Source organism: Ochrobactrum vermis, assembly GCF_002975205.1.
GTDB classification, from domain to species: domain Bacteria; phylum Pseudomonadota; class Alphaproteobacteria; order Rhizobiales; family Rhizobiaceae; genus Brucella; species Brucella vermis.
Genome location: NZ_PCOC01000002.1, coordinates 1,053,364 through 1,072,598, shown reverse-complemented (window position 1 = coordinate 1,072,598; position 19,235 = coordinate 1,053,364). Strand labels below are relative to the sequence as shown.

Below are 19,235 nucleotides of genomic sequence, written 5' to 3'. Positions count from 1 at the left end.
ATTCCTCATACACTCGCAGTCATGCCGCCATCGACGTGCAAAACCTGTCCATTGACGAAAGAGGAGGCGTCGCTGCTCAGGAAAACTGCAGCACCGACCAACTCTTCTACATCCCCCCAACGGCCGGCCGGCGTTCTTTTTTCCAGCCACGCCGTAAATTCGGGATTATCAACCAATGCCTGATTCAGCGGCGTCTTGAAATAGCCGGGAGCAATCGCGTTGACCTGCAAACCATGTCTGGCCCAATCGGTGGCCATACCGCGCGTCAAATTACGAATAGCTCCCTTTGTCGCCGTATAGGGCGCGATGGAAGGTCGGGCCAGTTCGCTTTGAACCGACGCAATGTTGATTATCTTGCCACGTCCTCGTGCAATCATGTAGCGCGCAGCCGCCTGCCCCGCATAAAAAGCGCTGGAAATATTGGTTTCCAGAAGCTGCTGCCATTTCTCGATCGGGAAATCTTCGAGCGGTGCGCGATACTGCATTCCGGCATTGTTGACCAGAATATCGAGCGTACCAATTTCCTCTTCGATAGCATCAATAGCCGCACGAACTTCTTCGGCATCCGTCACATCGAACGCAGACGCAAAGACCGTATGGCCCTCTTCTTCCAAGAGCGTAACGGCAGTATCCACCTTGTTCCGGTCGCGACCGTTGATGATGACCGTTGCACCATGTTCTGCAAGCCCCCGCGCCAATGCAAAACCAATGCCCTGGCTGGAACCAGTGACCAAGGCAATGCGCCCGTCCAGACTGAAGAGTTCGAAAGAAGAAGCCATTAGAAGGTTTCCAGTTTGAGGCCAACGCGGCTTGCTGCCTGCACAATGTGATGGCGCATCACTTCGCGCGCTTGCAACGGATCACGTGAATGAATGGCATCTCTGATTGCAGTGTGCTCATTGATGGTGATCTCGACAATCTGCTCAAGCACTGCGCGTGCGCGTGCAGCATTGATTGCCTGATTGATGCGTTCGGCAATGAAGCCGAGGACCAACGGAAAATATTCGTTATGCGTTGCGGAAGCGAGCGCACGGTGAAACGCCAGATCGGCAGCAATACCAGTATCAGTCCATTTTTTTGAACCGCTCATCTCTGCAAGCGCTTCGTTCAGTTGCATCATGTCGTGTTCATCATGGTGTACTGCGGCAAGCCCCGCCGCTTCAATCTCCAGCGCCATTCGCAATTGGAACAGACTTCGGAAACTATCGCGGTTGGCAAGCGTTTCAGGTTCTATACGGATGGCATGGCGCTTATCAGGTTCCGTTACGAAAGCACCGACACCCTGTCGGGTTTCGACCAATCCCTCGTTACGCAACTGGGCGATCGCTTCACGTACGACCGAGCGACTAACACCGAAGCTTTGTGCGAGATTATGTTCCGTCGGCAGCTTTTGCCCCGGCAGAAGACTACCTTCACCGATCTGCCGCGTAATTTCGGAAGCGATGCGTCCGGGAAGTTGTTCATTGCGCCTGATTTCGCCAAACAAAATGATAGAGCCTCCCTGATTATCCGTTCAAATTGTGTGTCGTCAGCATTTTGAAGAGTCAAGCGAAAGCTGGCAGCCGGGATTCATGATGTTGTCTGGATCAATGACTTGCTTGAGACCTTCAAGCAGTTTTCGCCTTGCAGGGTCAATGCGCTTCTCGAAATCTTCCCGCTTCAGGCGACCGATGCCATGCTCGGCGCTAATGCTGCCTGCATAACGATCCAGAACGGCATTGATCGTTTCCTTGGCAAGCTTGATCTTCTTGTCTTTAACCGCAATATCGAAATCGTTTCCAGGGATAACGTTGAGATGCACGTTACCATCTCCGACATGTCCATAAGAAACAGCAAGACAATCTGGAAGGACCTCAGCCAGTTCGGTTTCAGCTTCCGTGACGAACGACGCCAGTTTTGACAGCGGGACCGATATGTCGGTGCGTAGATGTTTGCCACGCAGCGCCTGCCCTTCGTTCATCGCCTCGCGGAACATCCAGAGATTTTGACCTTGCGTACGAGATGACGCGATGGTTCCGTCCAGAACAAGACCATCTTCCATTGCGCCTGCAAGAAACTGTTCCATCAAGGACGCTATATCGACCAGCCCGGAGCCCGAAATCTCCATCAAGACATAGGCAGGATATTGTCCAAGCGGCATGGCAAGATCCGGCATCGCCTCTTGCGCCAAGGTAAAAGCCACCGGCGGCATGAACTCGAAAGCGGACATCAGGTCACAGCACTGCACCCGCGCACGCCGATAAAGCGCAATAGCGTCAGCGAGTGACTTGAGTCCCAACAGCGCGATTTCCACCTTATCCGGCAAAGGCATCAGTTTGATTGCAACGCCGGTCACAACGCCCAGAATGCCTTCCGCGCCAATGAAAATCTGTTTCAGATCGATGCCGCGATTGTCTTTCCGCAACGTTGAAAGACCGTTGAATATCGTACCGTCAGGTAACACGACCTCCACCCCCAGGACCAACTCACGCGTCATGCCATAACGCAGCACGTTGACGCCTCCGGCATTGGTGCTGACATTACCACCGATACGGCAGCTTCCCTGTGCGCCAAGGGCCAGTGGGAAAAACATTCCTTCAACCGCCAGTTTGTCTTTCAATTCGGAGAGAATGCAACCGGCATCAACAACCGCTGAAAAATCATCCGGGTCGACCTTTCGAATACGGTTCATCCGCTCAAGGCTTAGAATGACGAGATCGTCGCGCCCATCCGGTACACCGCCTTGCACAAGACCGGTATTTCCGCCCTGCGGAATGATGGACAATCCCAGTGAACCGCAAGCTTTAACCGCAGCGGAAACGTCCTCTGTCGAACGCGGACGGATGACAGCAACCGCCACGTTCTCCACATCACCAGGCCAGTCACGACAATAGCGGAGCATATCGCTTCTATCGGTCATAACCAGATCATCGCCCAAAAAAGCGATAAGTTCTGCCTGCTTGCTTCCGGTCATGTCCCCCGAGCCGTACATAATATCCTCTTGTTCATAGACGTCATTGATGCGTAATCGGCTGCCGCAGATGTACGACAGCTTGAGGAATGCAACAGGCTTTTCCGTTTCATTCCTGTGGCAAGATCGAGAAAATTGTTTTCAACGCCTACATATAAGGTTATCAGACAACCCTACAACATAAATCTGGTGGGAGACTGGTTAAGTGTTGTTATGGTAGCCAACACCGCGCTCTGGGTTGCAATGGGCTACAAGATTGGGAGGAGGCTTACAAATGCATATTGCTATCATCGGCGCTGCGGGCATGGTCGGATGCAAGCTGACGCAACGCCTCTCAAAAGACGGTCACCTTGGCGGGAAGCCCATTGAAAAGCTGACACTTATCGACATCGTTGCTGCAGAACCTCCTGCCGGCTTTGCCGGATCTGTCGATACTCTGGCAGCAGATATCTCCACAATGGAGACTGCCCAAAGCATCGTGTCAGCGCGTCCCGACGTGATCTTTCACCTTGCAGCAATCGTATCAGGTGAAGCAGAACTCGATTTCGATAAGGGATATCGAATCAATCTGGATGGCACCCGCCATCTGTTCGATGCAATCCGGCTTGCGCACCTTTCCGATGGCTATAAGCCCCGCGTAGTATTCACTTCGTCCATAGCGGTTTTCGGAGCCCCGCTCCCTTGCCCGATCCCCGACGAATTTCACACGACCCCATTGACGAGCTACGGCACGCAGAAGGCAATCAGCGAACTTCTGTTGTCGGACTATACCCGCCGCGGCTTTTTCGACGGTATCGGCATTCGCCTGCCGACGATCTGCATCCGTCCGGGCAAGCCCAACAAAGCTGCCTCCGGCTTTTTCTCCAATATATTGCGCGAACCCCTTTCTGGGCAGGAAGCCATACTACCTGTTCCGGAAGATGTACGGCACTGGCATGCTTCGCCGCGGTCAGCGGTCGGTTTTCTGATCCACGGAGCAACCATTGATACGGAAGCCGTGGGAACGCGCCGCAATCTTTCCATGCCCGGTCTTAGTGCTACAGTGGGTGAACAGATTGAAGCATTGCGTCGCGTTGCCGGTGAAACGGCCGTGGACCTGATCCGCCGTGAACCAAATGAAATGATCATGCATATGGTTGCCGGTTGGGCACCCGGCTTCGAGGCAAAACGAGCCCAGGCTCTTGGCTTCACCGCAGAAACGTCTTTTGATGAGATCATTCGTGTTCACATCGAAGATGAGATGGGAGGCAAACTTTGACGCGCAGGATCGCATTTCTTGGGACTGGCCTAATGGGCGCGCCGATGGCTGGTCGTCTTCTTAATGCCGGCATCGACGTAACAGTCTGGAATCGGAACAGCGCCAAGTCAGCCCCTCTTGCTGGAAAAGGTGCCAAACTCGCTCAAACCGCCGCCGAGGCAGTACAGAATGCCGATATAGTCATCACCATGTTGACCGATGGCCCGGCAGTACGCGACGTTCTTTTCGACCAAGGGGTTGCTGCCGTCATGAAAAGGGGCAGCATCCTCATTGATATGAGTTCGATTTCGCCAGACTTCGCCCGCGAGCATGCTCAGCGTTTGCAAGCTATTGGCGTCGATCATATCGATGCGCCGGTTTCAGGTGGCGTAGTGGGTGCGCAGGAAGGCACACTTGCCATCATGGCTGGAGGCGATGAAACGGTCATTGCCAAGCTTTCCGATGTTTTCAAACCAATGGGACGCCTTACCCGCGTTGGCCCATCTGGTGCCGGTCAACTGGCAAAACTCGCCAATCAGCAGATTGTTGCCGTGACCATTGGAGCGATTGCGGAGGCAATGGTTCTCGTCGAGAAAGGCGGCGGTTCGCGCTCAGCGTTCCGCGACGCCATCCGCGGCGGCTTCTGTGAAAGCCGCATTCTCGAATTGCACGGCAAACGGATGATTGATCGTAATTTCGAGCCGGGCGGCACATCGCGTATTCAATTGAAAGATCTCAATTCGATCCTCAAGACTGCGGGTGACCTATCGTTGAGCTTGCCGTTGACCGAGGTGGTACGCGATGCTTTTGCCGCTTTCGTGGAAGAAGGCGGTGGCGAAAAGGATCATAGCGCCCTGCTCCTTCATTTCGAAAAACTCAATGAAGGCGGAAAGAGCTAGTTCATACGCAATCGGATCGCATTGGGAGGTGCAATGAAGATTATCGCTGTCGAAACGATCCGCATAGCCGAACGACCAAACCTGTTGTGGGTCGAAGTGCATACGGACGAAGGAATTACCGGGCTCGGCGAAACTTTTTTCATGTCCGAGACGGTCGAGTCTTATTTGCACGAATATGTGGCACCGCGTGTTCTGGGTCGCGATCCGTTGCAAATCGATCTGTTGGCCTCTGACCTTGTGGGTTATCTCGGATTCCGTTCAACTGGCGCCGAAGTACGTGGGAACTCCGCGTTCGACATCGCCTTGTGGGATCTTTACGGTAAAGCTGCCAACCTTCCGATCGCTCAGTTGCTCGGCGGCTTCAGCCGTCAATCCATCCGCACCTACAACACATGTGCCGGAACGGAATATATCAAGAAAGCAACGGGTCAGCAGTCTGCCAATTATGGCCTTGCAAGTGCAGGAGCCAATTATGACGATCTTAATGGCTTCCTGCACCGTGCAGACGAACTTGCGCTCTCGTTACTGGACGAGGGCATAACGGCAATGAAAATCTGGCCATTCGACATGGCAGCGGAGAAAACACGCGGGCAGTATATTTCCCAGCCTGATCTGAAGGCGGCGTTACAGCCTTTCGAGAAGATCCGTGCGGCCGTCGGTGATCGCATGGATATCATGGTTGAATTCCATTCCATGTGGCAGCTTTTACCGGCCATGCAGATTGCGCGAGAACTCGCACCATTCAAGACTTTCTGGCACGAAGACCCAATCAAGATGGACAGTCTTGGCAGCCTCAAACGTTATGCAGAAGCAAGCATTGCGCCAATCTGTGCCTCCGAAACCTTGGGAAGCCGTTGGGCATTTCGCGATCTGCTCGAAACAGGCGTCGCTGGCGTTGTTATGCTCGATTTGAGCTGGTGCGGTGGCCTGTCAGAAGCCCGTAAGATAGCGGCTATGGCAGAAGCCTGGCATCTTCCCGTCGCCCCGCATGATTGTACCGGCCCTGTCGTTCTGTGTGCTTCAACGCACCTGTCGCTCAACGCACCGAACGCGCTCATCCAGGAAAGTGTGCGCGCATTCTACAAGACCTGGTATCGCGATCTTGTTACGGCCTTGCCCGAAGTAAAGAACGGTATGATCACGGTTCCACCCGGCGCAGGCCTCGGGATGGAGCTCAATCCGGAAATGGACAAGGCTTACACTGTCAGTCGAAGAAAAACAGATCGATCTAATTTTTGAGTTTAACGCCGTCTGAAGGCTGGACTCGTCTCCAGACTGCTAATAATAATATTACTATTGTTGTCAGACATCCTGACAACATATGACCTGCGGGAAACGGTCATGCATTGGGAGGATATCTGTGCAAGACAAGCGTGAATTGAAAGCAACGGCAATTTTGCCTGAAGATAGCCAGTCTGCTGTTTTGATCGGCCGCGCATGGTCGAAAGCAGAAAACGGCCCCTGTCCAATACTGGTGAAAGACGGTTATCTGCACGATTTGTCCGGCTTGTCGGCTACCGTTTCAGGTCTTCTGGAGCGTAATTCGCTACTAAGCGAATTAAAAAGTACGGACAACTTCCAAAACCTTGGCTCACTCGACGATTTTCTTTCCGGTGATCGCGGAGAGCTGCTTGCCCCCATCGATTTGCAGTCTATCAAAGCAGCAGGCGTCACCTTTGCTGACAGCATGCTCGAACGCGTGATTGAGGAACAGGCAAAGGGTGATCCTTCCCGCGCTCGCGAAGTTCGCGAACGTCTCGCCCCCGTCATTGGTAACAGTTTGCGAGGTGTCGTGGCTGGCTCCGAGAAAGCAGCGGAAGTCAAGGCGCTCCTACAGGAAATGGGGCTTTGGTCTCAGTATCTGGAAGTAGGCATTGGCCCAGATGCAGAAATCTTCACCAAATCCCAACCGATGTCCGCCGTCGGATGCGGTGCAACTGTCGGTATTCTACCAATTTCGCAATGGAACAATCCCGAACCAGAAGTCGTACTGGTCGTTGCTTCAGACGGACGCATCGTTGGTGCAACTCTCGGCAATGACGTCAATCTTCGGGACGTCGAAGGGCGCTCGGCTCTCCTGCTGGGCAAAGCGAAGGATAATAACGCATCCTGCGCTATCGGCCCATTCATTCGCCTGTTCGACGGTGAATTCACCATGGACGTGTTGCGTAAGCTCAAGCTGTCGCTGACGGTCCACGGAGTTGACGGCTTCGAAATGACCGGCGAAAGCCCGATGGAAGCGATCAGCCGCGCTCCTGAAAATCTTGCATCGCAAATGATGAACCGCAATCATCAGTATCCGGACGGCGCGGTATTGTTCCTCGGTACGATGTTTGCTCCCGTCAAGGATCGTCGTGGTGCCGGACAAGGCTTCACGCACGAAATTGGCGACCGTGTGGAGATATCCACGCCCAAGCTCGGACGGCTCGTCAATTGGGTCGACCGGACCGACAAATGTCCAGAATGGACATTCGGCATCAGAGCGCTGATCCAAAACCTGCAAGCACGCGATCTGCTCGATAAAGTCTGAGGGCGGACATATGACGAAAGCCATAGACCTCTTTTACAAGCTACTTGGCGCAATTCTCGTCTTCCTCCTCGCCGGCATGGCTATCATGGTCTTCGTCAACGTGATTTTGCGCTACGCCGCAAATTCCGGACTGACCGTATCGGAAGAACTTTCACGTTATTTCTTCGTCTGGGTAGCGTTTCTCGGCGCAGTTCTCACATTTCGAGAAAACAGCCATTTGGGTATTGAGTCACTCGTTGCCCGTTTTGGTCGACAAGGCCGCATTACCTGCATGGCAATCAGCTATCTGATCGTCATGTTGTGCTCGGGAATTTTCTTCTGGGGTACGTGGAAACAATTCGACATCAACGCCAGCATGGTTGCACCAGTCACCGGCCTTTCGATGATCTGGGTATATGGCGTCGGACTATTTACCGGCAGTGCAATGTTCATCATTGCCGCCGAGCGCTTCCTGCGAGCTGTCACCGGTCGTCTAACCGATGAGGAAATTGCCACTTTCGCGGGCGAACATTCGCTCGACCATCTTATGGAGTAGACGACATGACACTTGTAGTATTTGTCGGCTCGCTCCTCAGCGCCATGGCTATCGGTGTTCCGATCGCTTTCTCGCTTATGTTCTGTGGTGTCATTCTCATGCTGTACATGGGGATGTTCAATACGCAGATCATCGCGCAGAACATGATCGCTGGTGTAGACTCATTCACCCTTCTGGCCATCCCCTTCTTCATTCTCGCCGGCGAATTGATGAATTCGGGCGGTTTGTCCCGCCGCATCATTGATTTCGCCATTGCTTGTGTGGGCCATATTCGCGGCGGTCTCGGTGTCGTTGCAATCCTCGCAGCAATCATCATGGCCAGCGTATCGGGTTCGGCCGCTGCCGATACTGCAGCGCTTGCGACGATCCTCGTCCCCATGATGGCCAAGGCTGGCTATAACATTCCGCGCTCTGCCGGATTGATGGCAGCCGGTGGCATCATCGCGCCGGTTATCCCGCCATCAATGGCAATGATCGTGTTCGGTGTTGCCGCCAACGTATCAATCACACAGCTTTTCATGGCAGGCATCGTGCCGGGCCTGATGATGGGTATCGCCCTTCTCGTCACCTGGCAAATTGTCGTCAGAAAAGATAATATCAACGTGCTTCCGAAGCAATCCGGCAAAAATCGGCTGCAGGCAACTGCGCGTGCGTTATGGGCGCTCGGTATGCCGATCATCATCCTCGGCGGCATTCGAATGGGTGTCATGACGCCAACAGAAGCAGCCGTGGTCGCTGCAGCCTATGCTCTCTTTGTCGGCATGTTCATTTATCGCGAACTGAGGTTCGTCGATCTCTACGGCGTTTTCTTGCGCGCTGCCAAGACAACATCCGTCATCATGTTTCTCGTCGCCTCGGCATTGGTTTCGTCATGGCTGATAACAGCCGCAAATATTCCGGCTGAAATCAGTAGTTATATCGCACCGCTGATCGATAGTCCGAAACTATTGATGTTTGCGATCATGATCCTGGTGTTGATTGTCGGGACTGCATTGGACCTCACGCCGACAATTCTCATCTTGACGCCGGTCCTGATGCCGATTGTCAAACAGGCAGGCATCGATCCGGCCTATTTCGGTGTCCTGTTTATCATGAACAACAGCATCGGACTTATCACTCCGCCAGTTGGCGTAGTGCTGAATGTGGTGAGCGGCGTCTCAAAGGTGCCGCTCGGAAAAGTGGTCGCCGGTGTCAATCCGTTCCTGATTTCACAGGTGATTGTGTTGCTATTGCTGGTTCTGTTTCCAAGTCTGGTACTCGTACCCATGAACTGGCTTCATTAGGATTAACATCAACTCTGGGAGGAGAGTTCAATGAAAAAACTGATTATGCTGGCAACGACCGCCCTCGTGGCGGGAGCGCTTACCGTCCCTGCATTTGCCGAGTTTCAGGATCGCAACATCCGCGTCTCGAACGGCATTAATGAGGATCATCCCGTCGGTAATGGCATAAAGGCCATGAATGAATGTCTTGCTGAAAAGTCCGGCGGCAAGATGAAGATAACCGCTTTCTGGGGTGGAGCGTTGGGTGGCGATTTGCAGGCGACGCAGGCGCTACGTTCCGGTGTGCAAGAAGGTGTGGTTACATCGTCGTCACCGCTCGTCGGAATCGTACCGGCACTCGGCGTTTTCGATCTGCCGTTTCTCTTCGCAAATGATGAAGAAGCGGACGCTGTCGTCGACGGTTCGTTCGGGAAGATGATGGACGAAAAGCTGGCAGCTGTCGGCCTCGTCAATCTTGCCTATTGGGAGAACGGGTTCCGGAATCTTTCGAACTCAAAACATCCGGTCAATAAGTGGGAAGACTTCAGCGGTATGAAAGTCCGCGTGATGCAGAACAACATCTTCCTCGATACGTTCCAGAATTTCGGTGCCAATGCCACCCCTATGGCTTTTGGTGAAATCTTCTCAGCACTGGAAACAAAGGCTATCGACGCACAGGAAAACCCTTACGTAACGATCGATACATCAAAGTTCTACGAGGTACAGAAATTCGTCACGGAAACGAAACACGCCTACACGCCGTTTCTCTTCCTGTACTCCAAGCCGATCTTCGACACATACTCACCGGAAGAACAGGCCGCTTTGCGTGAATGCGCCGTCATCGGACGGGATGTCGAACGCAAGGTTATTCGCGAATTGAACCAGAAGTCACTCGAAAAAATCAAAGAGGCAGGTCTGGAAGTCAACACGCTTTCGCCCGAAGAACATGCCCGTATGCTTGAGAAATCCCAGCCCATCTATGACAAATACAAGTCCCAGATCGGAGAGGATGTTATCGACACGGTGCAGAAGCAGCTTGGTGAAATCCGTAAATAGAAAAATCTGTAGCCATCGGAGCGCATCTCGGAATGTGTGAAACGGTTTTCGGATAAGATGCGCGTCAAAACAAATAGATAGAGTACCGATCTGATTCAATCGGATCGAAACGCGCTCTAGAATAGGCCGCGCTCATCGCGCGGCCTATTTTATTTCAATCAGGCAGCTTTCAGGCGATTGTTAACCCGTTCAGCCAGCTTGCGCGCACGTGCAAGACTATCGGCCTGTTCGGTACTGAAACGATCTTCTCCTATTTCCATGATCAGGAATGTATCGGGCAAGAACGTCAGTTCGTCGAAAATTTCTTCCCACGGGATATCGCCCCATCCCACCGGCAGGTGCAGATCGCCAATACCAAGCGCTGTTGCCTCGGCAGGATGATAAAACTTGGTCATCGTATAAGAGCGGCCAAAACTGTCGTGAACATGCAAATGTCCAGTCACGGGAGCCATGGCACGAATTTGCGGACGCCAATCAAGCCCCAGACGCGTACATTCGATATAAGCATGGCTGAAGTCGATCAGTCCGCAGACCGAAGGATGACCAACTGCAGCTACGGTTTCAGCGACCTGAGCCGGTGTCTGGCGATATTCCGCGTCGCTCATCGCGAAAATATTCTCGAGTGCTATCCGCACACCATAGGCTTTTGCAAGTTCTGCCATTTCGGCGAGCGCATCCTGTTCCATCTTGTCGAGGTCAGGAATAAGAGAAGGTGCGGGCATTGGCGCATGCCCGGAGTGATGAACCAGAATTTCTGCCCCGACACGGTCGCAAAGTTCCAGCATCGCCCGAACAACCGCCTTTTGATACTCCAAATGCTCGCGATCCATGAAGTTGGAAACGATCTGTCCGTGGACGCTGTAGCGGGTATCAAATTGTCTGGTGATATTGACGAGACGATCCACGCGGTGCGGGATGAGACGACCGCCGGAGATTATTTCCTCGCCATAAAGCGACAGTTCCACAGCTTCCGAACCGAGTTCGACGATGTTGCGGATTGCGCCTTCAAGCGTACTGAAATTACCGTCACCCGTCGGGGTACAGAAGCCAATCGCTGATACTATGTGGTCAGAGGTCATGATGCTCGTCCTGTCAGACATGAAAAATAAGCGAACCGGATATCCGAGATCGCGCATCTCCTCTGGCACGAGCCTATTTCAGGCATATGACCGTAAGAAACAAATTCCCCTCAATTGAGAGGAATGGCGTTTCCATCTTTGCTGGCCTGATATGTACAGGACAATTCATCATATTTGGCGAAAATGGCGTCAAGCCTTTTGCCTAGACGCGAGCGGTCGGCGTCCGGCAGAGATGCAACCATTTTCGGAATCGAATGACTATGCCAGAAAGCATTATCGCGGTTGTATCCGCCTGGCTCCAGCGTGAAGACTTCCTTGAGGATCTTCAAATCGTGCGGAATTGAAAAAGCATCTCGTGAATCTTCGTGGCTGAAGAGATAGTAGAAATTATCGAAACCGCTCCATGTTATGGCTGAAAGACACATGGAACAAGGCTCGTGGGTGGAAAGAAAGACCATATCTTTCGGGTCAGGACGTCCGTTCTCCGGCATCTCGTAAAAGCGCTTCAAAGTATGCACTTCGCCATGCCAGAGCGGATTTTCCGTCTCATTGTTGGTTTCTGCAAGAACAAGAGATAGATCTGATTTGCGCAGCAAGGCCGCACCGAACACCTTGTTACCTTCCGCAACGCCTCGTTCAGTCAGCGGAATAACATCCTGCTCGATAACGTCGATCAGTTTTTCCAGTAGTTTCAGTTCATCCGTTTGCACAGTTCTATTCCTCCCGATATTGCAAAACGAGCGCCGGACCATTTCGGCCCGGCGCTTTTACTGTCACTCAGCAAAGAATGCGAAGCGGATGACAAAGAGTGCGGCAACCAGCCATGTGGCGAGATGGATGTCCCGCGCCTTGCCAGTGAAGGCTTTGAGAACGACATAGCTGATGAAGCCGAAGGCCAGGCCGTTGGCAATCGAGTAGGTGAACGGGATGGCCAAAGCCGTCAGCGCCGCGGGTGCCGCTTCCGTTACATCGTGCCACTCGATCTCGGTCAGCTCACGCATCATCAAGCAAGCGACGTAGATCAGAGCCGGTGCAGTCGCATAAGCCGGAACCGAACCGGCGAGCGGCGAAATGAACAAGGCTGCAAGAAATAGAAGTGCGACAACCAAAGCTGTGAGGCCCGTACGGCCACCAGCCTGAACACCCGATGCACTTTCAACATAAGCCGTCGTAGAGGAAGTACCGAGGAGCGAGCCGCCAAGAATTGCAGTACTATCGGCAAACAGCGCACGTCCGAGACGGTTGGGTTTACCGGGTTCGATCAGGCCGCCACGCTTCGCCACACCAATCAGCGTACCGGTAGCATCGAAAACCTCAACCAGGACGAAAACCAGAATGACATGCAGAATGCCGGTATGCAGAGCGCCCATCACATCAAGCTGAAGAAACGTTGGCGCAAGGCTCGGAGGAGCCGAAAAAACACCACCAAACTGGCTGATGCCAAGAGCGATCGATGCCACTGTGACAACAAGAATACCGATGAGGATCGCACCGCGAACTTTCAAAGCGTCGAGCACGGCGATGATGAAGAAACCGGCTATAGCCAGCAGTGGACCGGATTTTGTCAGATCCCCAAGTCCGACCAAAGTTGCTTCATTGCCAACGACGACACCGGCGCTTTTCAGGCCGATCAGGGCCAGGAACATGCCGATACCTGCCGCGATCGCACTTCGTAGCGAATGCGGAATACCTTCAACCAGCCAGCGGCGTATGCCGGTCACGGTCAGGAGAAGGAAGATAATACCGGAAATGAAAACGGCACCCAGCGCCTGCTGCCAGGAAAAACCCATCGCCCCGACAACAGTGAACGCGAAGAAGGCATTGAGACCCATGCCTGGCGCCATGCCGATAGGCCAGTTCGCAACGAGCGCCATGATGATCGAGCCGAGAGCTGCCGCTAGGCAGGTGGCAACGAAAACAGCGTTTCGATCCATACCTGTGGTGGATAGAATGTCCGGATTTACGAAGATGATGTAAGACATCGTCAGGAAGGTCGTCACGCCGGCAATGATTTCAGTTCTCGCCGTAGTGCCGTGTTCCTGCAATTTGAACAGCTTTTCGAGCATCGTCCCTCCAAGGCAAAGCGCCCGTCAATTGGCACCTCAGTTCGCGTGAAATCACGACGCGCAAACTGTTGCGCTTCGCAAAGTGTCGAGCCGAAGCAACCTATGCGATTGCCATAATGTTAGTTGCCGCTGCAGATTTGCAGTCGGACATGTTCCCCATACACCCATCACGGACAAAAGCACAGTTCTGCCGTGTGTATGCCAGTTTGTTGACATGATTTAGTGTGGACTGAGATCTCGCCATGCGCCAGCCACTCATTTGTCGGGAAATGTTTGAAACAGATTCAAAAAAGACAGTTTGCGAGAACGTGTTCTATTTTTCTAACCGACTGATTGAAATGGGCTTTGTAAGAGCAACGCCGTGCCATACATGCCCAATGCAAAAACCGTATGCGCAATCAGGTTGAGGTAGCGGACATTACGAGCATTGGGCAATTTGGATGCCGCCCAACCGATTCCCAAGCCCGGTTGCAGCAAAAACCACCCTGCCGCCACTGTCAGAATGCCAAAAATCCAGACCGGTAGAAATGCGGGGTCTGAGAACCATTCCGAGCCACCGTAAATGGCAAAGACGACTCCGTAAAGGATACCCACCGCATAATGTCCGATCCACCCAAGCGCTACTTCATGCTGATAAGGTTCAGCATTGGAAATATTATCGTGAAAAATTTTCGCGTGGCGAAGATGCCAGAACCAGCGGCCAACCAATCCCCAATTGGGGCGTGTCTGCCCTGGCATTGCAGCTAGCAAAAGTGCCCACAAGTCCATAACGACCGTTGCGCCGATCCCAATCAGAATCCCACGCCAGATAATGTCCATGATGTATCTGCCTTTGCGTCATCGGGTGGCCAGATAAGCCGGAGACCACCCGATGCGCAAGAGGTAGATTTACGTGCACTCCTGCATTTTTCACAATGCCTGTAGCAATCATTTCAGATAATAAATGCAATAAATTCCAGCAATAGACATCGCTATAAAATAAGAGGCGATGAAGTTCGGCAAATTAGCCGTAGTTACAACGGAAGAACCCATCCTCATCGCCTGCTCCCGCAGATATAAGCTGACGGAAAATTGGCCCGACGACAATTGCCGTAACCGCCCGATTGTTACCGTGGAGAATATGTATTGATGCGCGCGACGATTTCTTCGTCATCGACAAAGCATTCGAGGAATTCCTGCCATTTTTCGGCTGATTTACGTGCGTCGGCCAGCATCTGTCTGAGTTCATCGATGCCGTCGTCCGTCAGGGCGCTCGTAGTCTGGTCGTCGCCGGTTACGACGGTGATGATATTGCCATAGGTCAGGTTGTCGTCATTGTAGATGATCGCTTGAAGAAGATCGACATCCTCTTCGAGCATTTCAGCGACATAGTCGAGCGTGTAAACAAATCTGACCGTGGCCATCAGGCTGCCTTTGCATGTTCAGCTGCGAGGGGCTTCCAGTTCCACGGCAGCAACTCATCGAGTCGATTGATCTTGTGGTCGTGAATCCGGTCGAGCACATCGGCCAGATAAGCTTGCGGGTTGATGCCGTTCATCTTCGCTGTTTCAATGATCGTCATGGCGCGTGCCAGAGTTTCCGCGCCGGTGTCAGCGCCTGCGAATAACCAATTCCGGCGTCCTACTCCTATTGGTCTCAGGGCCCGCTCCGCAGCGTTGTTGTCTATGGCCACGCGCCCGTCCTCCAGGAACAGGCAGAGTGACGGCCATCTGCTCAGCCCATAGCGCAAAGCTTTCGCCAGCTCGCTTTTGCCAGGAATGCGGAGCAACTGCTTTTCCGCCCATGCATGCAGTTCCTCGACCTTCGGCTTGCTGTGCTTTTGACGCGCGGCAAGCCGTACATCGGCAGGCTGCCCCATAATACCCCGTTCGATATCATACAGCACTCCGATCCGGTCGAGAGCCTCGCGCGCAATCCCGGATTTGTTTGCAGTCCAGATGTCATGAAAGTCACGCCGCCAATGCGCCCAACATGAAGCCTCCCGGAACCGGGGCTTCCCGTCCGATCCCGGCTCATATAACTTCGCATAGCCTTTGTAGCCGTCGGCCTGAAGAATGCCACTCGCCTTTTTGAGATGGCTATGAACGTGCTCTTCCTTCCAGTCGGGAGCGAAGTAATAAACAGCACCTGGTGGTGCACCACCCGCCCATGGACGCTGATCGCGGACATATGTCCAGATCCTGCCCTTCTTCACACCTTTGCCCAATCCCTTGTCGCGCAATGAGCGATCCAGCACCCGGATCGGCGTATCGTCAGCATGGAGGAGATCGCTTTTCATGATCTCGGTCTCAATGCGCTCGATCAGCGGCCGAAGCACCTGCATGGCACGACCGCACCAGTCCACCAGTGTGCTGTCAGGTATATCGGCACCCATCCGCGCGAAGATCTCGTTGAGGCGATAGAGCGGCAGGTGATCGTCGAACTTCGAGACCAGGATATAGGCCAGAAGCCCGGCACCAGCCATACTGCCGGGTATTGGGCGGCTGGGAGCAGGAACCTGCACCATCTTCTCACAGCAACGGCACGACTTCTTTGGTCGGGCGATCTCAATGACCTTCATCGTCGCTGCGACCATGTCGAGGATTTCGCTGACATCCTCTCCGACAAGGCGCAATTCTCCGCCGCAGGCAGGACAACAATGACCGGGATCCAGTTCCCGGCGTTCGCGAACGGCATTTTCCGACACACGCGGACGCCGACGCAGTGGCCGGGACTGTGAAGTTTCATCCGGAACGCAAGCCGTATCGTTTTCAAGCTCCTCGACGGGCGCGGTCTCGTGTTCGGCACTGGCAATCAACAGATCCTCCAGAGCCAGTTCCAGTTGCGCAATTTCCCGCTCGATCTTTTCAGAAGACTTGCCGAAGATCTGTTTCTTCAATCGCGCAATGCGTAGCCTCAGACCCTGGATCAGGTGATCGTGCGCTTTCAACGCCGCCGACATCTTCGCATTCTCCGCCTGCAAGGCGGTGATCATCGCCTTCAGAAAGGCTGGATCATCAGGAAGAATTGAGCTCGCATTCGACATGATCCTGACTAGCATAAATCAGGACAGGGCACCATAAAAACAAGTAGTTTCAGTAAGATAAAATCAACCGACACGTGCCGGCGGAGCACCCCAGTCCGGACGCCTCCAGTCTATTCCTTCCCATAACATCGCCAGTTGCGCTGCTGTCAGTCGAGCCGTCCCATCGGCCGCCGACGGCCAGGGGAAACGGCCTTTCTGCAGGATTTTATAGTAAAGGCAAAATCCCTGGCCATCAAAATAAAGGAGCTTCACCCGATCGCCACGTCGCCCGCGAAAGGCGAAGACTGCTCCTCCTGTCGGCTTTTGACGCAAGACATCCTGTGCCAACATTGAAAGCCCCTCAATGCCCTTCCTCATATCTGTGACGCCGCAGGCAAGGTAAACCCGAACGCCGGTGCCCGGTCCAATCATGCCTGTTCCACCACCCGGATCAGCCGCGTCAACACCGCACCTTCCACTTGGCTGTCAAAACAAAGTCGACGGCCGCAGCGCAATTGCAATTCAACCATTGAGCATGAAGCATCGACAGAACTGTTCGCCTCAGAACCGAGCGGAGCGGCAGTCATGTCAACGGGAAGAAACAAGGGCTCCGGCGAGGAAGGCAGAAGCCCCTTCCTCTTCAACTCGCTACGCCACATATAAATCTGCTGCCGCAATACATCGTGACGGAGCGCAACTTCTGTGACTGTCGCGCCATCAACCCCAACCGAATTGACTATCGCAAGCTTCTCTTCGGCTCGCCACCGACGGCGGCGTTCATGGCCCAGTATCTCCATCCGCATCGTCCACCTCAATCTCAAGACACGTCATTAACGACGTCGCTAAAGACGTGTCTTACGTCACGAGGCCTTGTTTCAACAGGCGGTAGCAATCGGGCGGTTACCAATTGCCATCTGTCCCAAAATGGTACGAATTACGTCTCATTAGCAGAGAGCAAGCGAAGAATGAGTAAGCAAGGATTTCGAGCAGATGCTGGAATATAAAAAGAGGCTTTAAGCGACTGGAAGCTGAAGACTTCTGATCAAAAAATTAATTATATGAGTAATCCATAAAACAAAAGCGCCGGGACTGGAGACCGACGCTTTGTTACTTTATTCGATTTATACTTACAGGGCGACCCTTCGAGAGACACGCCATAAGTTATTACTTACCGAAAACGGCGCTATGAATCTGCGAACGCGAAACACCGATGTCGGCAAGAAGATGGTCGTCCATAGCACCAAGCTCACGGATAGCGCGGCGGCGGGATACGAACTGCTGTACTTTCTGACGAATGTTCATTTGCTTTCTCCTCGTTTGGATGATTGTTAAATAGGCGTTTGCCTAAATTTCCACCACGGATATGATTGCAAATGAGGCATGCGTTTTTGCTTGAGCTCACAACCTTGAAAAGGTCGAATTTACTTCTCTTCGAAGCAATGGTTCGTTTATTGACTTGAATGCGGAATTTCCGAAATGTCTTTTGCCAATAGGCTTCTAATCGATTAAGGGAGCGTTCGGAGCGAACTCCTCCCCCCGTTTCTTTCGGACATCGTCATGCTTTATGGTATTTTTCTCGCATTTGCGTCCTATGCGGCGTTCGCTGTCAGCGACGCCTGCGTCAAGTTTCTTGATGGCACGCTGTCGCCATACGAAGTTGCATTCTTCGGCGCTGTACTTGGTCTACTTGCTATTCCCTTTACAAAAAAAGCTGACGATGTCTGGCTCGATATGTTTCGCACAACCAATATCAAGATGTGGCTACTGCGCACCGTAACGGCTGCCATGGGAACGATAGGCAGTGTTACGGCATTCACGCATCTTTCCATGGCGGAAGCCTTCGCACTCATTTTCCTTCTCCCCGCTTACGTGACAATACTTTCAGTGGTGTTCTTGAAGGAGCAAGTTGGCTGGCGGCGATGGTCCGCAGTTCTGATCGGCTTTGTCGGCGTTCTAATTGTACTCCGCCCCGGCTTCAGGGAGCTCTCGATCGGCCATCTCGGAGCGCTTGCCGCTGGCATAGGTGGCGCTATGAGCATCATTATCTTCCGTGTCATGGGCAAGCGCGAAAAGCGCATATCGCTTTATACGAGCGGACTTATCGGCCCCATCATTATCTGCGGGGCTTTAATGACCCCGTCCTTTGAAGCGCCGAATACCGAACAATGGGTTTATCTTGCAGGCTATGGCCTTCTCGCTGCCCTTGCCAACATCCTGTTGATGCTTGCAGCCCAACGCGCACCTGCGAGTGCGATAGCCTCCCCACAATATAGCCAGATGCTCTGGGCGATCCTTTTCGGATATTTTGTCTTCCATGATCACATAGACACGCCGATGCTGATCGGCATCGTTCTCATCACAATTTCCGGGCTCTTCACCTTCATTCGCGAAAGGCAACGGGGTGTCGAAGGTCCTCCTGCTGTTGCTACATCGGAACCGACTCCCGCACTTGTAGAAGACAAAATGGAGCAATCTTGAAAGCAGGTAGTGACAACTTCGCGCTTGTCTCCGGCTTTGCCTCCTCCTACGATATAAGTAGCCTGTGCAAGATCGATGAAATTACGTTTCAAATAGAAGCGCTTAGAATATCTATCTGATCCAATAATGTCGAAACGCG

20 protein-coding genes are annotated in these 19,235 nt (G+C 53.1%); 8 read left to right on the top strand and 12 right to left on the bottom strand.

Going from position 1 to position 19,235, the window contains the following annotated elements; genetic code table 11:
- Positions 1 to 5: 5 nt before the first annotated feature.
- Genes CQZ93_RS19265 through CQZ93_RS19255 form a run of 3 tightly spaced genes read right to left on the bottom strand, consistent with a single transcriptional unit; the run spans position 6 to position 2,971 of the window.
- The gene (locus tag CQZ93_RS19265) at positions 6 to 779 is read right to left on the bottom strand and encodes an SDR family oxidoreductase (protein ID WP_105544180.1); all 774 of its coding nucleotides are present in this window, start codon (positions 777 to 779) and stop codon (positions 6 to 8) included.
- Entirely contained in the window at positions 779 to 1,486 is a 708-nt protein-coding gene (locus tag CQZ93_RS19260; RefSeq protein WP_105544179.1) for a FadR/GntR family transcriptional regulator, read from the bottom strand. Before CQZ93_RS19260 ends, CQZ93_RS19265 begins: the two co-directional genes overlap by 1 nt.
- 42 nt (positions 1,487 to 1,528) lie before the next feature.
- Entirely contained in the window at positions 1,529 to 2,971 is a 1,443-nt protein-coding gene (locus CQZ93_RS19255) for an FAD-binding oxidoreductase (RefSeq protein WP_105544178.1), read from the bottom strand.
- Between the two features lie 253 nt (positions 2,972 to 3,224).
- Here CQZ93_RS19255 and denD point away from each other — a divergent pair, with 253 nt between their 5' ends.
- The 7 genes from denD to CQZ93_RS19220 all read left to right on the top strand — a co-directional run bounded on the left by denD (position 3,225) and on the right by CQZ93_RS19220 (position 10,469).
- On the top strand, positions 3,225 to 4,208 hold the full coding sequence (gene denD / locus CQZ93_RS19250) for a D-erythronate dehydrogenase (RefSeq protein WP_105544177.1): 984 nt from the start codon (positions 3,225 to 3,227) through the stop codon (positions 4,206 to 4,208).
- Entirely contained in the window at positions 4,205 to 5,086 is an 882-nt protein-coding gene (locus tag CQZ93_RS19245; RefSeq protein ID WP_105544176.1) for an NAD(P)-dependent oxidoreductase, read from the top strand. Before denD ends, CQZ93_RS19245 begins: the two co-directional genes overlap by 4 nt.
- A 33-nt stretch (positions 5,087 to 5,119) precedes the next feature.
- Entirely contained in the window at positions 5,120 to 6,325 is a 1,206-nt protein-coding gene (locus tag CQZ93_RS19240; RefSeq protein ID WP_105544175.1) for a mandelate racemase/muconate lactonizing enzyme family protein, read from the top strand.
- Between the two features lie 82 nt (positions 6,326 to 6,407).
- Positions 6,408 to 7,616 (top strand): fumarylacetoacetate hydrolase family protein, encoded by a 1,209-nt coding sequence (locus CQZ93_RS19235; protein ID WP_422616103.1) that lies wholly within the window; start codon positions 6,408 to 6,410, stop codon positions 7,614 to 7,616.
- Positions 7,617 to 7,626: 10 nt separating this feature from the next.
- Positions 7,627 to 8,151 carry a TRAP transporter small permease gene (locus tag CQZ93_RS19230; RefSeq protein ID WP_105544173.1) on the top strand — a complete coding sequence of 175 codons (525 nt, stop codon included), beginning with the start codon at positions 7,627 to 7,629 and terminating at the stop codon, positions 8,149 to 8,151.
- A gap of 5 nt (positions 8,152 to 8,156) precedes the next feature.
- Positions 8,157 to 9,434, top strand: coding sequence for a TRAP transporter large permease (locus CQZ93_RS19225; protein WP_105544172.1), 1,278 nt, complete (start codon positions 8,157 to 8,159; stop codon positions 9,432 to 9,434).
- A gap of 30 nt (positions 9,435 to 9,464) precedes the next feature.
- Complete coding sequence (locus tag CQZ93_RS19220; protein ID WP_105544171.1) at positions 9,465 to 10,469, top strand: TRAP transporter substrate-binding protein; 1,005 nt, start codon at positions 9,465 to 9,467, stop codon at positions 10,467 to 10,469.
- 158 nt (positions 10,470 to 10,627) lie between these two features.
- Here the strand turns inward: CQZ93_RS19220 and CQZ93_RS19215 are convergent, their stop codons facing one another.
- The 9 genes from CQZ93_RS19215 to CQZ93_RS19175 all read right to left on the bottom strand — a co-directional run bounded on the left by CQZ93_RS19215 (position 10,628) and on the right by CQZ93_RS19175 (position 17,920).
- Positions 10,628 to 11,548 carry a sugar phosphate isomerase/epimerase family protein gene (locus CQZ93_RS19215; RefSeq protein ID WP_105545223.1) on the bottom strand — a complete coding sequence of 307 codons (921 nt, stop codon included), beginning with the start codon at positions 11,546 to 11,548 and terminating at the stop codon, positions 10,628 to 10,630.
- A 110-nt stretch (positions 11,549 to 11,658) separates the two neighbouring features.
- The gene (locus CQZ93_RS19210; RefSeq protein ID WP_105544170.1) at positions 11,659 to 12,258 is read right to left on the bottom strand and encodes a nucleoside deaminase; all 600 of its coding nucleotides are present in this window, start codon (positions 12,256 to 12,258) and stop codon (positions 11,659 to 11,661) included.
- A gap of 63 nt (positions 12,259 to 12,321) precedes the next feature.
- Entirely contained in the window at positions 12,322 to 13,614 is a 1,293-nt protein-coding gene (locus CQZ93_RS19205) for an NCS2 family permease (protein ID WP_105544169.1), read from the bottom strand.
- Positions 13,615 to 13,935: 321 nt separating this feature from the next.
- Positions 13,936 to 14,436: a DUF2938 domain-containing protein gene (locus tag CQZ93_RS19200; protein WP_181153490.1), complete on the bottom strand. Its 501-nt coding sequence runs from the start codon at positions 14,434 to 14,436 to the stop codon at positions 13,936 to 13,938.
- Positions 14,437 to 14,720: 284 nt separating this feature from the next.
- A complete protein-coding gene (locus tag CQZ93_RS19195) occupies positions 14,721 to 15,017 on the bottom strand; it encodes a hypothetical protein (protein ID WP_105541351.1) in 297 nt (98 codons plus the stop codon).
- Positions 15,017 to 16,639 (bottom strand): IS66 family transposase, encoded by a 1,623-nt coding sequence (gene tnpC / locus CQZ93_RS19190; protein ID WP_105543156.1) that lies wholly within the window; start codon positions 16,637 to 16,639, stop codon positions 15,017 to 15,019. Before tnpC ends, CQZ93_RS19195 begins: the two co-directional genes overlap by 1 nt.
- A 63-nt stretch (positions 16,640 to 16,702) precedes the next feature.
- Positions 16,703 to 17,050 (bottom strand): IS66 family insertion sequence element accessory protein TnpB, encoded by a 348-nt coding sequence (gene tnpB / locus CQZ93_RS19185; protein ID WP_011982990.1) that lies wholly within the window; start codon positions 17,048 to 17,050, stop codon positions 16,703 to 16,705.
- Positions 17,047 to 17,415 carry an IS66-like element accessory protein TnpA gene (gene tnpA / locus CQZ93_RS19180; RefSeq protein ID WP_181153301.1) on the bottom strand — a complete coding sequence of 123 codons (369 nt, stop codon included), beginning with the start codon at positions 17,413 to 17,415 and terminating at the stop codon, positions 17,047 to 17,049. Before tnpA ends, tnpB begins: the two co-directional genes overlap by 4 nt.
- A gap of 367 nt (positions 17,416 to 17,782) precedes the next feature.
- On the bottom strand, positions 17,783 to 17,920 hold the full coding sequence (locus CQZ93_RS19175) for a DUF1127 domain-containing protein (RefSeq protein WP_010658957.1): 138 nt from the start codon (positions 17,918 to 17,920) through the stop codon (positions 17,783 to 17,785).
- A 255-nt stretch (positions 17,921 to 18,175) separates the two neighbouring features.
- Between CQZ93_RS19175 and CQZ93_RS19170 the strand changes: the two genes are divergently transcribed.
- On the top strand, positions 18,176 to 19,096 hold the full coding sequence (locus tag CQZ93_RS19170; RefSeq protein ID WP_105544167.1) for a DMT family transporter: 921 nt from the start codon (positions 18,176 to 18,178) through the stop codon (positions 19,094 to 19,096).
- Positions 19,097 to 19,235 lie beyond the last annotated feature (139 nt).

Excerpts from the sequence above, each read along its gene's own strand:
- CQZ93_RS19265 (WP_105544180.1), bottom strand. The coding sequence starts at position 779 with ATGGCTTCTTCTTTCGAACTCTTCAGTCTGGACGGGCGCATTGCCTTG.
- CQZ93_RS19255 (WP_105544178.1), bottom strand. The coding sequence starts at position 2,971 with ATGTACGGCTCGGGGGACATGACCGGAAGCAAGCAGGCAGAACTTATC.
- denD (WP_105544177.1), top strand. The coding sequence starts at position 3,225 with ATGCATATTGCTATCATCGGCGCTGCGGGCATGGTCGGATGCAAGCTG.
- CQZ93_RS19240 (WP_105544175.1), top strand. The coding sequence starts at position 5,120 with ATGAAGATTATCGCTGTCGAAACGATCCGCATAGCCGAACGACCAAAC.
- CQZ93_RS19235 (WP_422616103.1), top strand. The coding sequence starts at position 6,408 with ATGACCTGCGGGAAACGGTCATGCATTGGGAGGATATCTGTGCAAGAC.
- CQZ93_RS19230 (WP_105544173.1), top strand. The coding sequence starts at position 7,627 with ATGACGAAAGCCATAGACCTCTTTTACAAGCTACTTGGCGCAATTCTC.
- CQZ93_RS19225 (WP_105544172.1), top strand. The coding sequence starts at position 8,157 with ATGACACTTGTAGTATTTGTCGGCTCGCTCCTCAGCGCCATGGCTATC.
- CQZ93_RS19220 (WP_105544171.1), top strand. The coding sequence starts at position 9,465 with ATGAAAAAACTGATTATGCTGGCAACGACCGCCCTCGTGGCGGGAGCG.
- CQZ93_RS19215 (WP_105545223.1), bottom strand. The coding sequence starts at position 11,548 with ATGACCTCTGACCACATAGTATCAGCGATTGGCTTCTGTACCCCGACG.
- CQZ93_RS19205 (WP_105544169.1), bottom strand. The coding sequence starts at position 13,614 with ATGCTCGAAAAGCTGTTCAAATTGCAGGAACACGGCACTACGGCGAGA.
- CQZ93_RS19195 (WP_105541351.1), bottom strand. The coding sequence starts at position 15,017 with ATGGCCACGGTCAGATTTGTTTACACGCTCGACTATGTCGCTGAAATG.
- tnpC (WP_105543156.1), bottom strand. The coding sequence starts at position 16,639 with ATGTCGAATGCGAGCTCAATTCTTCCTGATGATCCAGCCTTTCTGAAG.
- tnpB (WP_011982990.1), bottom strand. The coding sequence starts at position 17,050 with ATGATTGGACCGGGCACCGGCGTTCGGGTTTACCTTGCCTGCGGCGTC.
- tnpA (WP_181153301.1), bottom strand. The coding sequence starts at position 17,415 with ATGGAGATACTGGGCCATGAACGCCGCCGTCGGTGGCGAGCCGAAGAG.
- CQZ93_RS19175 (WP_010658957.1), bottom strand. The coding sequence starts at position 17,920 with ATGAACATTCGTCAGAAAGTACAGCAGTTCGTATCCCGCCGCCGCGCT.
- CQZ93_RS19170 (WP_105544167.1), top strand. The coding sequence starts at position 18,176 with ATGCTTTATGGTATTTTTCTCGCATTTGCGTCCTATGCGGCGTTCGCT.